Origin of the sequence: Chryseobacterium sp. RR2-3-20, from assembly GCF_017808115.1 — a bacterium.
Taxonomy (GTDB): Bacteria; Bacteroidota; Bacteroidia; order Flavobacteriales; family Weeksellaceae; genus Chryseobacterium; species Chryseobacterium oryzae.
In genome coordinates, this window is the sequence record NZ_JADQBD010000074.1 from 1 (window position 1) to 13,302 (window position 13,302).

Genomic DNA, 13,302 nt, shown 5'->3' on the forward strand with positions numbered 1-13,302 from the left:
TCTACAAGCTAAATCGAAGATATTTTGGAGATAGCCTCTTTGAAAGGCTTATTATTGCTAACATTACAGGGTTATGATTAAAAACGGATAATCAAAAAAAAATATAACTGGAAAAACGGTTCATTATCCAAATTGAAATAAAAATTTACTGGAGATTATTATCACAGATTAAAGAATTAATTTGTTATTTTTTGCTCTATTATTAGGTGTTTAGTTGTTTTTTTATTTGTAGACTGTTATTTTTACTGAAAAAAAAGATGAAGTCTATCTGTATGTTTTTAATGTTTGCATGGCTAACTGTAAATATTTCATGCAATTCTAAAGCTGATAAGACTGAAATAAACAGTCCAAACACAGAACAGCCAAAGAAAGAAATAACATTTGCCGATTTTAAAAAAATAAAAGGAGTAGATAATATTCTGGAAGTACCTTTTCAGCTATTTACAAAGTTGGATACGGTGCAGTTTTTTGTGAAACCAAGCAAAGATGCGGCAAGTTTAAAATTTGCATACGGAAAACTAGATAATTTTTACGGTTTTGATGAGTTTGATGACTTTTACTCCATCCATTTCAGCATTAATAATGATATTTCGAATAGCATTGAAGCTTTCGTTTTAAAATCGGAATTTACCGCATCTTACGATTTAACCCTGAAAGGTGTCAATCTTTATGAAATTAGAAGCAGTACCTATAAACGTTCGGATGATTTCAACAACAAATCTTTCAAAAAATTTGGTACTATTACAGAAGTTTCTGAGCAAGAATTTAATACAGCCAATAAATTGCGGATTGATGAAGCTTTGGTTAAAAATCCCAACATAATTCTGAAAGATGACTTGTGGATGTATGTAGAAAACGGAAAGAAAGTAGTTATCACACAACACGAAAATATTTCTACAGAAACCGGACCTCTTGCTAACGATTATGTAGGAAGGTCTCCCTATTTAAATCTTGAAGTTTTTAAAGAAAATTCAGATGAGGTAATAGATTCTTATTACACTTTTTATGCTGTAAAAGATGCGGCTATATTTAGGCTCTCTACAGATGGCTATCCGCAGATTGTACCTTCAAAAAACTGGGTGTCTTTTGTCTCCAACAATAACGATGTGGGAAATAATTTTCTCGTAAGCCAATATCTGCCAGAAACTCATAAGCAGGAGAACCTGTTGTATGTAAACTTCACCAACTTCAAAATAGCAGATGAAAAAAAGGCATTTTGGACAGAAAATGACACATTTTATGTTCCGGTTTACCCATTAAATTCGGCAGCGGTGAAAGGCAAAAAACAGAAAACCGCTTACATTAAAATTCAACTCAAACCTCATCTTTTTGATTAGTATATTTTCTTGTTGTAAGAGATAATCGAATTATTTTTTAAATCTATATTGTTCTGAAACGCAACAGCGTGTTCAGTGTTTCAACATACATAAATTCATTATTTAGAAGTATTTTTTAAGTGTTTAATGGCATTCTTATCATATAAGGGTGAATAAAATGGTGTTGATTTATCTTTTTATATTTCAATAAATGCTTTTAAAACATTAATTAAATATTACTAATAAAGTTCCGATATTAAATTTCTGAATATTTTGCGAAACCTATATTATGTCATTTTTTTAGTGAAATAATTCTCATAAATTTGTCATATCAAATTAAGATTTCCATCACAGATTATCAATTCAAAAAAACTAAAACGACTATGGAAACTACACCACCTTTATTTTTTTAGCACTCAGCTGATTCATTTTGATGAAAAAGAAATTTTCTTTTCAATCAACTTATCATATTTCTTAAAATAAGAATCTGCTCAGGAGTTTTATTTCAACACAGTTTCCAGTCAATAATTTCTGTTTATGATGAGAAACTAAAGTCGATTGTACTAATTAATAAAATGCTTGAAATTTTCCGGCAGATTCTAAAAAAAAACTAAAACTTATGATTCCGCTTTATACTAAAAGAATATTATTACTCTGCTTCTTAATGACGTTTATCGTTTCTATGGCACAAAACGCCGATTCTTTACAAATTAAAAAAACTGAAAATCCCATAAAATATCCGCAACTTCAGGTTAAAGGACTTTTTCAGGGACGTTATCTGATAAGTACCGCAAAAGATGTTGATGTGAACGGACTGCATCACAGCGATCATACGGGAACAGACAATAGCTTTATGATTAAATATATGAGAGTGCAAATGAAAGCTCAAATCAGTAAGCATACAGAAGTGGCTGTATTGGCTAATCTTGCCGATTTTAAAAATGATCCAAAATCCCGAGTATTAGAAAATGCTTATTTGAAATACACTTTCAGTCCTAAACTGGCGATTACAGCAGGGCAATTTCGTCCTTGGTTCGGGATTGAAGAAACGTATCCTATAGATATTATTAAATCTTTGGACTGGTCTAACCAATACAACGAGTTTGGTAAACTGGGATGGACGAGTTTCCAAATAGGATTATCTGCTACAGGACGGGTTCAGTTAGGTAAAATCCCTTTAGATTATGCTTTTTCTGCCGTTAATGGAAATGGCAAAAATCAAATTAACGACAATGATAACGGAAAACAATATTCTACGAGACTTGTTTTTGGCTTGGATAAAAAACATAGTGTAAATCTAGGTTTGAATGGCGGAACAGGTGAATATTTCAGCAAGAAAATATATGCAGTAGGTGTTGATGTGAGTTCTAATATTCATTTCAATCCAAAATGGAGTTTGGATATGCAGATAGAAGGTAAACAGGCAACCAATCACTTACTTTATTTTGCCGTTGCTCCGGAGCTAAGACCGGAAGATATCAATCAATATCAAATCCGAGGTGTGTACTTTTTACCTAATCTTCGGTACGAAATTCATCACAAAAACCTCAGTGCGTTAGAATTTTCCTGCCGATACGAATATCTGGACACAAACTTCAAAGTAAATTCCAATCCACGCCAAACCATTACACCGATGTTCGGGCTGGAATTCCTGAAAGATTATGGTGCCAGATTACAGCTGGGAATGCAGTTCGACCGTTACAAAAATCAAATAGAAAACTCAACACAATATAACAATAATCTGCTCATCGTTCAGGTACAAAGCAGATTCTGATTCCTAATTTTAAATCAATTATTATGAAAGAGATAAACATAAAAGGTGTAGCAATCACCTTTGCCGTTGCCCTTGCAATATGGTTCATTCCTGCCCCTCAAGGCGTTGCCGAAAATGCTTGGCATCTTTTCGCTATTTTTGCTGCAACAATTCTTGGCATTATTTTAAAAGCGGCTCCAATGGGAACCATGTGTATGATGGCAATCGGGCTCACCGCACTTACACAGGTTGTTGCACCGGGAGATGCAGGAAAATCTATCGCAAAATCGCTCTCAGGTTTTGGAGATAAAGTCATTTGGCTGATCGGGATTTCATTTTTTATTGCAAGAGGCTTTATCAAAACAGGATTGGGAAATAGAATTGCCTTTTTATTTATCCGCGTTTTTGGGAAAAGTTCTCTCGGTCTGGCTTATGGTTTAGGTTTGGCAGATATGTGTCTTGCTCCTGCAATCCCTAGTAATACGGCAAGAGGAGGCGGAATTATCTATCCAATAATGAAGTCTATGGCTATGAGCTTTGGCTCGGTTCCCGATAAACAGGAAACGCATAGAAAACTGGGTTCTTTTCTTACACTGAACAGTTATTATATGAACCTTATTGCATCTTCTATGTTTCTCACCGGAACTGCGAGTAACCCGATGTGTCAGAAATTTGCAGCAGGTTTTGGAATCGATATTACATGGATGTCTTGGGCTGCAGCAGGTTTTGTTCCCGGTTTGGTGGCGTTTTTCGTAGTACCATTGGTTTTATATAAATTATATCCGCCAGAACTTAAAAAAACTGCTGATGCTCCCAAAATGGCTGCTGAAAAACTGAAAGAAATGGGGCCGATCACTAAAAATGAATGGTTGATGTTGTTGGCATTTTTCATTTTACTGGGACTTTGGATTTTTGGTGGAGCGTTATCCATAGATGCTACTACAACTGCATTTATTGGTCTTACTTTACTTTTATTAACTTCTGTTCTTACCTGGGAAGATGTAAAATCTGAAAAAGGAGCTTGGGATACTATTGTTTGGTTTGCTGTTTTGGTAATGATGGCAAGTTCACTGAATGAATTGGGATTTATCGGTTGGTTCAGTGATCTGATTAAAGCAAAAATCGGTGGTATGACCTGGACTGTGGCTTTTCCGGTTATCATTCTGGTTTACTTTTTCAGTCACTATATTTTTGCCAGTGCAACGGCTCATGTTGCTGCAATGTATGCCGCGTTGCTTGGTGTAGGCGTAGCAGTAGGAATTCCGCCAATGTTGTTAGCAATGATGCTTGGTTTTATGGGTTCTGTGTATGGTGTACTAACGCATTACGGACACGGTCCTGCTCCTGTATTTTTCGGAAGCGGCTACGTAGATCTGAAAGCTTGGTGGCTTCGTGGTTTGGAAATAGGAATTGTGTTACTCATTATATATATGGTAGTTGGCGGTCTTTGGATGAAAGTTTTAGGATATTATTAATAGAATAGTTATGTTATCATCATTATCTAGAAAAATGCTGATGTGTCTCACAGGATTATTCCTGAGTTTCTTTCTGCTGATTCATTTTTTAGGAAATCTTCAGCTCTTTTTACCGAAAGAACGGGCACATTTACAGTTTAATGCTTACTCACATTTTCTGTCTGGAAATATCATTATAGAAATTGTTTCATACGTATTGTATGCGAGTATCATTTTACACGCTGTTGATGGATTAATAATTACGCTAAAGAATAAAAAATCCGGTGCGAATTATCAGACCGACCGACGTGGAAGAGCCAGTAAATGGTACTCCAGAAACATGGGGCTTTTAGGAACCTTTATTTTGATTTTTCTGATCATACACTTCCAGAATTTCTGGTATGTGTACAAATTTGGAACAATTCCTTTAGATGAAAACGGGAACAAAGATTTATACATTCTCGTAGTAACTGTTTTTAAAGAATGGTGGTATGTAGTAATATATGTGATTTCTATGTTTGCGCTATGTTATCATCTTATTCACGGGATTTACAGTGCCACAAGAACACTCGGTTTATATCATCCTAAGTTTATAAAATGGTTTAAAATTGCTGGGATAGCTTATTCTGTTATCATAAGTGCAGGGTTTGCAATGATGCCTGTTTATGTATTTTTCACTTACCGCTAAATGTTATAATGATGAATTTAAATTCAAAAATACCAGAAGGTCCATTAGAAAAAAAATGGGAAAACTATAAGAAAACTGCCAAATTGGTTAATCCTGCCAATCGAAAAAAACTTGATGTTATCGTGGTTGGAACTGGTTTAGCGGGAAGCTCGGTGGCTGCATCATTGGGAGAAATGGGTTATAATGTGAAGTCATTTTGCTTTCAGGACAGTCCGAGAAGAGCACACTCTGTGGCAGCGCAAGGTGGTGTAAATGCTGCTAAAAATTATAAAAATGATGGCGACAGTGTTTACAGAATGTTTGTAGATACTTTGAAAGGCGGCGATTTCCGTGCTCGTGAAGCCAATGTTTACAGAATGGCAGAATGCTCATTAAACCTCATCGATCAGGCGGTTGCACAAGGCGTTCCTTTCGGAAGAGAATATGGCGGTTATTTGAATAACCGTTCTTTCGGAGGTGTTCAGGTAAGCAGAACTTTCTATGCGAGAGGACAAACCGGGCAACAATTACTTTTGGGAGCTTATCAGGCTTTGATGAGACAGGTTGGAAAAAAAAGTGTTCAGTTATTTTCCCGACATGAAATGCTGGATTTGGTAATGATCGAAGGAAAGGCAAGAGGAATCATCGTCCGCAATTTGGATACCGGAGAAATAGAAAGACACGCTGCTCACGCTGTGATTTTGGCAACTGGTGGCTACGGAAAAATCTATTATTTATCCACATTGGCAATGGGCTGTAATGGCTCTGCGATTTGGAGAGCTCATAAAAAAGGAGCATTAATGGCATCACCGAGCTGGATTCAGGTGCATCCCACTTCTTTACCGCAATCTGGAGATTATCAATCCAAATTGACATTGATGTCAGAATCTTTGCGTAATGACGGCAGAATCTGGGTTCCTCTGAAAGAAAATGAAACCAGAAAACCCAATGATATTCCTGAAGAAGAAAGAGATTATTATCTGGAAAGACGTTATCCTGCTTTTGGAAATCTAGCCCCAAGAGATATTTCATCCAGAGCTGCCAAAGAAAGAATTGATGCAGGTTTTGGAATCGGACCTTTGAAAAATGCGGTTTATCTTGATTTTTCTAAAGCAATCAAAGAACAGGGCAAAGAAAAAATCCAGGAGAAATACGGAAACCTGTTCGATATGTATCTGAAAATTACAGGTTACAATGCATACCAAGAACCGATGATGATTTCCCCTTCCGCACACTTTTCTATGGGCGGTCTTTGGGTGGATTATGAATTAATGACCACTATTCCCGGATTATTTGCGTTGGGTGAAGCCAATTTTGCGGATCACGGTGCGAATAGACTGGGTGCTAATTCTCTGCTTCAGGCTTCTGTTGACGGATATTTTATAGCACCTTATACGATTGCGAATTATTTATCAGGTGAAATTCATACCGGAAAAATATCTACCGATCGTCCTGAGTTTGAAAAAGCTGAAAATGAAGTTAAATCACAAATTGAAAATTTCATCAATATCAATGGAAGTAAAACGGTGGATCATTTCCATAAAACCCTCGGAAAACTGCTTTACGATTACTGCGGGCTGGCTCGAAATGAAAAAGGTTTGAAATATGCCATCGAAGAAATCAGAAAACTAAAACAAAAATTCTATACAGATGTAAAAGTTTCGGGAGAAGCCAACCAAATGAATTCGGAACTGGAAAAAGCAGGTCGAGTAGCTGATTATTTTGAAATTGGAGAACTGATGTGCTACGATGCGCTCACCAGAAACGAATCTTGTGGAGCACACTTCCGGGAAGAATATCAGACACCAGACGGTGAAGCCTTACGAAATGATGTAGAGTATCAGTTTATCTCAGCATGGAACTGGACAGGCGAAAACAATGAACCAGAACTCATAAAAGAACCCTTGGTTTTTGAAGAAATACAGCCAACGGTAAGAAGTTACAAATAAAAACAGAAACTATGGATTTACATTTGAAAATATGGAGACAGAAAAACAGAAACAGTGAAGGAAAGCTTGTTAATTACGATTTGAAAGCACTGAATCCGCATATGTCTTTTCTGGAGATGCTCGACACTCTGAATGAAAAACTGATTTTGGAAGGTGAAGAGCCTGTAGAATTCGATCACGACTGTCGGGAAGGTATCTGTGGGCAATGTGGTGTGATGATAAACGGTTTGGCTCACGGTCCGCTGGAGCATACAACGACTTGTCAGCTTCATCTTCGTTCGTTCAAAGATGGCGAAACCATTGTGATTGAACCTTTCCGTGCAGAAGCATTTCCTATCAAAAAAGATTTGAAAGTAGATCGTTCTGCTTTTGACAGGATTATTTCTTCGGGTGGTTTTGTTTCTGTAAATACCGGTCAGGCTCCTGATGCTACTGCCATTGCTGTAACGCATCAAACCGCAGAAGAGGCTTTCGATTCTGCTGCATGTATTGGCTGTGGAGCGTGTGTGGCAACCTGTAAGAACGGAAGTGCGGCACTGTTTACATCTGCAAAAATATCACATTTGGTACTGCTTCCCCAAGGCAAAGAAGAAAGAAGCACAAGAGTTCTGAATATGGTAAAACAGATGGATTCTGAACATTTTGGACACTGCTCCAACACAGAAGCCTGCGAAGTAGAATGTCCGCAAGGTATTTCTGTCCTCAACATTGCCAGAATGAATTTTGAATACAGCCGGGCTTTATTTTTTAGGAAGAAATAGTAGTTTTAGTAATTAAATATCTTATTCTTACAATCAAAAGAAGTTCAAAAATCAACCACAGAACAATTAAATGAATAACGGAGTTTAGATTATCCGATAATGAACCGCCAGATTGTACAATAGAAATGTAAGTTTTTAAAAAGGGAGAAGTAGGCAACAGATCAGACAATCCTTGAACCAATTTTGGTAAAGCCTGATAAGGCATAGAGTATCCTGTAATTAAAAAAATAGGATAAGACGAAAATACCAAAACCTGAAAAACAAGTAATTTGGTTTTGAAAAAACTGCCAATCAGTATCGCTAATGTGGTGATGGCAATCACAAATAAAGCATAAATCACTGCCAAATCCCAATAATTTCCTCTTATTTGAACTCCAAAAACCGAAAAATTGACAATTGAAAAGAAGATTCCGAAAATCATAAATACAACCACATAGAGCATAGTTTTCCCCAATATTATTTTCGAAATATTAGCTTTGGAAGTCTCGTAGAGCTTGTTTAATAAATTCTCTTCTCTTTCCGATGCAAAAGCTGCTGCAACACCTATCAGTAGCGTCTGTTGTAATATGATGGCTAATAATCCGGGCAACAGAAAATCGCCATAAGTCATGCCAGAATTATACAATGGGCGGTAATCCATATTGATGGGATTGGTCATTTTCATAGCTTCATCATCACCCATTCCTTGCTTGTTGAAATAGGTTTTTCTTACGCCCGCTCCCACCGTTAAGCAAACCTTAGTGACTGTACTTAGCAAATCACTCGACGGCAAAAACCTTGATGCATTCAGCACAACATTTACGTTTGCTTGTTTCTGCGATAAAATATTCTTTTCGAAATCCGACTGAATGTAAAAATAACCCTGAACATCACCACGGTACATTTTTTCTTTGGCTTCAGAAAGGTTAGAACTTGGGATAATCTCGATCATCGGTGTGGCATCAAACTGTTGCGTGAGCAGTCGGGAAATCGCCGTACCATCATCATCTACCAATGCTATTTTCACTTTTTCCTCGCCTTTATTAAAGTAAATACTTCCGTAGATAAAGGCATAAAGAATGGGGGCTAAAAGCAAAATTAAAAACAGACTGGAATCCTTTGAAACCTTTCTAACTTCTCTTTTCAATACATCAAAAATCACTTTCATACCGCTTTAGATTTTAAATGAAGATTGATTTTTTTCTGAAAAAACACGATGCTCAATGGAAAAGTAATACCAATGAAAACCAATAGTTTTACCATTTCCGGACTTGCATAAGAGAGTGGCAGTTCCATAAAATACAGCTTAATAAAGCCATCCAAAAAATGAGTGTAAGGCATGATGTCTGCATAAAACTGGTCGTACCAAGGCATTGCCCATCTAGGAAATGTAAATCCACTGAAAACGAATGCCGGAGATGTAAAAAACATGGCGACATCTGTCACGAAAAGAAGATTGTTAGAAATCGCAGAAAACATCATTCCAATTCCGATACAAGCCATCGACATCAACGTATAAATCAGGAAAAAATTAAAATCGGTTTTCGGTTTACCTAAGTCGTAAATTGGGAAAACAAGGTAAGCAATTAAAACAAAAAGCAACCAAGACACGCAAAGATGAGCCAGCATTTTTCCAATGATTATCTGAGAAGATGAGGTGGAAATCTGTAAAAGTTCATCAATGGTATTTCTTTTAAATTCCAGATTCAAAATTAAAACTGATGCTACGATAAGAGCCATTTGAAGTCCGACAGTTATTAAACCAGGCGTTAGATACAGCTGATAATTAAAATCTGGATTATAAAGTACGGTTGTATTCAATTTAATTGGCTGAACCAACGCATTGGCTTTGTCAGCGGGCATTCCTTGTTTTTCTGCCTTTTGAAGAACCACCGCTAATCCACCTTTAATAATAACTTCTGCAGCACCTTTGTAAATCATTTTTGCAGGAACTAAGTATGCACCGTTGGTATAAAGCGTGATATTGGATTGATGATTTTTCTTAACATCCGATTCCATGTTTTTAGGAAAATGCACTGCCCCGAAGATTTTTCCTTCCTGTATCAGTTTTTCAATTTCTGCGTTACTGTTAACTGTAGCTGTAAATTTTATTAATTCGCTGTGCTCCATCATATCAGTCAATGTTCTGGAAACCAAAGATTGGTCTTCGTCCCAAACTGCCATAGGAAGTTCTTTAGCAAATTGTTTCTGATAAATTAATCCATAAAAAAGAAAAATGATTGGCGGAATCACCAATAAAACTACATAAAAATTTGGAATCGAAAAAATCCGTTTCCATTCTCTAATCATGATTTTACTGATGGCTTTCAAGGGTTAGAATCTGTTTTAGAATATAAATTAATCGAAAATAAGTTGTGCGGTCATTCCTGAGCGAAGCCCTTTTATCGAACTTGCATTTTCTGGTTTCACTTTGATTTGAAAAGTCCTGAGTTCAAATTCGCCGTTTTGCTTTTCAGGAACCCAGTCTGCATAGCCTAAAGCAGGAGCAAGTTCTACCACGGTTCCTTGTACGTTTTCGGGTACGCAACCAGGAATTTTCATGGTTACTTTACTACCTTTATCAATTTTAGTCATTTGATTTTGACGGATATTGAATTTAACAAAAAAAGAATGGTCTTTTTGAATCGTCATCATTGGATAACCTGCATTCACCATTTCGCCTTTGTTCGAAATTATGGTAGAAATTTTCCCGGAAGCAGGTGCTTTTATGGACGCATTGTCTTTAACTTCTTGGGCGAGTTCATCTGCCGATTTTGCCTGATTGAGTAAAGCCTGAGCCGAGTTTTTCATTTCCTGATTACTGCCACGTTTTAAAAGCTGAACATTAAGATTGGCGGTTTCTAATTCCTTTTGAGCAGCTTTGTACTTAAAATAAATCACATCCCTTTCTTGTCCCGAAACTACTCCTTCCGAATACAGTGTCTGGAAACGGGAATAGGTTTTATTCATTAAATCCATTTGCTGTTTGGCAATTTGCTGAAGATTTTCGGCAGATTTTAAAACTTCGGGCTCTACACCACGATTCACTTTATCGAGTTGGTTCTGTGCGATGACTACAGCATCAGAAACCTGAGCCTTGATGGTTTCAATTTCAGAGGTTTTCATCTGAGCAACAACCTGACCTTCTTTCACTTCATCACCTTCTTTCACCAAAATATCAACTACTCTTCCTGGCAAAGAAGCGGAAACATCCACAAATTCTGCATCTACCATTCCCAGGACTGTTTCTTTATCATTCTCGGAGGATTTATTTTGAAAAAGATAAATCAAAGCAATAATCAGCACAACAATCGGAATAAAAACTGCCCAGTAATTTTTTATAAAGTTTTTCATCTTTCTATCAGTTTAAGGAATATACTTGGTAATATCATCAATGTTTCCGGTAATATAAAAATAAGTCGCAATCACGGTTTGATATGCTACTAAAGAGGTATAATACAATTTTTCGGCTTCATATTGAAGCTGTAATGCGTCATTCACATCTTTTACCGAAGACAGGCTGTTTTCCATTCTTTTTCTTACCATTTCTGTAGTGGTGTAAGTCTGTTTTCGGGCAGCATCAAAAGTTTCGCTCTGTTCTTTGAAACTCAATAATTTATTTTCAGAAATTTTGGTTGCCAAATCCAAAGATTTTTGTTTTTGATTAATGAGAAGGTCAGCTTCCTTTACCAAAGATTGAGATGCGAGATTTCTGGATTTCCTTTCGGGATCAAAAATTGTCCATTGCATTTCTATACCAACCAGCCAAGGCGGTGTGATAAGCGGAAGGTCTTTCCGAAAAAACTGATAATTTCCAATGGCAAAAATATTTGGTCTTGATAAAGATTTAGTAATATCATTGGTGGTTTCGGCCTCTTTCTTTTTACTTAATAATAATTTTAAATCTGTATTTTTTTCCGATGAAGAAAAATTAGGAACTTCAATACTTTCATTCAGTTTTTCTTGGATTTCCAATGGTTCATCAAGAGAAATTCCCATTAAATCTTTTAAGGTTAAAAGAGCATTTTCTTTTTCTAGTTTTAGATTTTTAAGATTGGTTTCGCCTTGAAGCTTGGTAATATTAGACCAGTTTTTTAAATATGGAGGGATAATTTCTGCTTTCAGAAGATTCTGAGCATAATTTTCATTTTTCTCTAGAGATTCTACTATTTTTTCCTGCCTCTCAATCATAGAATTGAGATACATCACCTGAATGTAATTTAATGCAATGTTATATGCTGTGAGATTTTGGGAGGATTCCAAATTTGCTTTTCCACTTTCAACCTGTTGTTTGGTCAGTTCTTTGGCAGCGTTGAGTTTACCGCCCAGATAAATAGGTTGTCGAACAAGAATTCCCGCCAAAAAATAGCTCTGTTTTGCAATGGCAGGATTGTAATTGGGATACACAGCACTAATGATATCTTTTGAAGTCTGATAAATCACATTCTGAACCTGTTGTGGTAGCGGATTTCCTGTAATTTGTTGGTAAACAGCATTCGCAGAATTGGCACTTTGGTTAGCAGAACCTTCAACAATACCATCTTTTACCTGCTGCATATTGATTCTGATAGGTTCTCCAATATAATTGTATCCTCCAAGAAAGTCAACTTTGGGTAAATTATTGTTTTTACTGGATTGCAAAAGCTGTTGTCTGGTTTCCAGAGATTGTTCTGCCAACTTTACAGCCGTATTATTCTGTTTTCCTTTTTCGATACATTCTTTTAATGTAAATTGCTGACAAAGGATTTTGGCAGAAGAAAATATAAACAAAATAAACAGAATTTTCCTGAATTTCATAAACTTAAGATTTTCCACATCATTTATTTAATTAGATCATGCAAAAATATTGGCGGTTAAAAATTGCTAAACTCATTCAATAATTTAGATATTAACCGCACTCAATTTTATACTTTTAAAGATAATTAAAAAAAAGTTAAAATAATTGTATGTCAGAATTTTTAGTTTTTAAAACTTCTTTAATGAATATTCGTGCCAAAAATTATTAATACTTGAGATAGATGGATAATAAATAACAATTTCAGTTTTCGATTTTTCTTCCATATTAATGAATTTATTATTGTATCATAGCGAAAATGATATGCTTTTGAGTGCAAAATCCAAAATTATTGCATTTTAATTCATTTCACATAGGGCAAATTGCATTTCACATAATTTTTTTTGGAAAAGTTTTTATTCTAAGCATTTTTGAATCATCAAAATTTATAGAAATGAAAGCTTTAATTTATTCAGAAAAAAAGGTTGAGAATAAAATCCGTAGAAACATTTTAGCAATTATAGGAATTTTTGTTCCTGTTGTTCTTTATATTTTTGATTATCCGTTTTTAATCATAACCCTGTAATGTTAGCAATAATAAGCCTTTCAAAGAGGCTATCTCCAAAATATCTTCGATTTAGCTTGTAGA

At 35.8% G+C, this 13,302-nt stretch carries 10 protein-coding genes; 6 read left to right on the forward strand and 4 right to left on the reverse strand.

What is annotated here, in order from left to right; genetic code table 11:
• Window positions 1-257: 257 nt before the first annotated feature.
• From IV513_RS13285 to IV513_RS13310, 6 genes are all read left to right on the forward strand, one after another.
• Window positions 258-1,337, forward strand: coding sequence for a resolvase (locus IV513_RS13285; protein ID WP_209391052.1), 1,080 nt, complete (start codon window positions 258-260; stop codon window positions 1,335-1,337).
• Window positions 1,338-1,980: 643 nt separating this feature from the next.
• Complete coding sequence (locus IV513_RS13290) at window positions 1,981-3,090, forward strand: porin (RefSeq protein WP_245168946.1); 1,110 nt, start codon at window positions 1,981-1,983, stop codon at window positions 3,088-3,090.
• 23 nt (window positions 3,091-3,113) lie between these two features.
• Window positions 3,114-4,544: an anion permease gene (locus tag IV513_RS13295; RefSeq protein ID WP_209391054.1), complete on the forward strand. Its 1,431-nt coding sequence runs from the start codon at window positions 3,114-3,116 to the stop codon at window positions 4,542-4,544.
• A 10-nt stretch (window positions 4,545-4,554) separates the two neighbouring features.
• Window positions 4,555-5,211 carry a succinate dehydrogenase cytochrome b subunit gene (locus IV513_RS13300; RefSeq protein WP_209391055.1) on the forward strand — a complete coding sequence of 219 codons (657 nt, stop codon included), beginning with the start codon at window positions 4,555-4,557 and terminating at the stop codon, window positions 5,209-5,211.
• Window positions 5,212-5,222: 11 nt separating this feature from the next.
• A complete protein-coding gene (locus IV513_RS13305) occupies window positions 5,223-7,139 on the forward strand; it encodes a fumarate reductase/succinate dehydrogenase flavoprotein subunit (RefSeq protein ID WP_209391061.1) in 1,917 nt (638 codons plus the stop codon).
• A gap of 11 nt (window positions 7,140-7,150) precedes the next feature.
• Window positions 7,151-7,900 carry a succinate dehydrogenase/fumarate reductase iron-sulfur subunit gene (locus IV513_RS13310; RefSeq protein ID WP_209391056.1) on the forward strand — a complete coding sequence of 250 codons (750 nt, stop codon included), beginning with the start codon at window positions 7,151-7,153 and terminating at the stop codon, window positions 7,898-7,900.
• Here the strand turns inward: IV513_RS13310 and IV513_RS13315 are convergent.
• Genes IV513_RS13315 through IV513_RS13330 form a run of 4 tightly spaced genes read right to left on the reverse strand, consistent with a single transcriptional unit; the run spans window position 7,887 to window position 12,676 of the window.
• Window positions 7,887-9,047 carry an ABC transporter permease gene (locus tag IV513_RS13315; protein WP_209391057.1) on the reverse strand — a complete coding sequence of 387 codons (1,161 nt, stop codon included), beginning with the start codon at window positions 9,045-9,047 and terminating at the stop codon, window positions 7,887-7,889. The genes IV513_RS13310 and IV513_RS13315 overlap by 14 nt on opposite strands.
• Window positions 9,044-10,210 (reverse strand): ABC transporter permease, encoded by a 1,167-nt coding sequence (locus IV513_RS13320; RefSeq protein WP_209391058.1) that lies wholly within the window; start codon window positions 10,208-10,210, stop codon window positions 9,044-9,046. The genes IV513_RS13315 and IV513_RS13320 overlap by 4 nt, the downstream gene beginning before the upstream one ends.
• A 27-nt stretch (window positions 10,211-10,237) precedes the next feature.
• Entirely contained in the window at window positions 10,238-11,233 is a 996-nt protein-coding gene (locus IV513_RS13325; protein WP_209391059.1) for an HlyD family secretion protein, read from the reverse strand.
• A gap of 12 nt (window positions 11,234-11,245) precedes the next feature.
• Window positions 11,246-12,676 carry a TolC family protein gene (locus IV513_RS13330; RefSeq protein WP_209391060.1) on the reverse strand — a complete coding sequence of 477 codons (1,431 nt, stop codon included), beginning with the start codon at window positions 12,674-12,676 and terminating at the stop codon, window positions 11,246-11,248.
• Window positions 12,677-13,302: the final 626 nt, after the last annotated feature.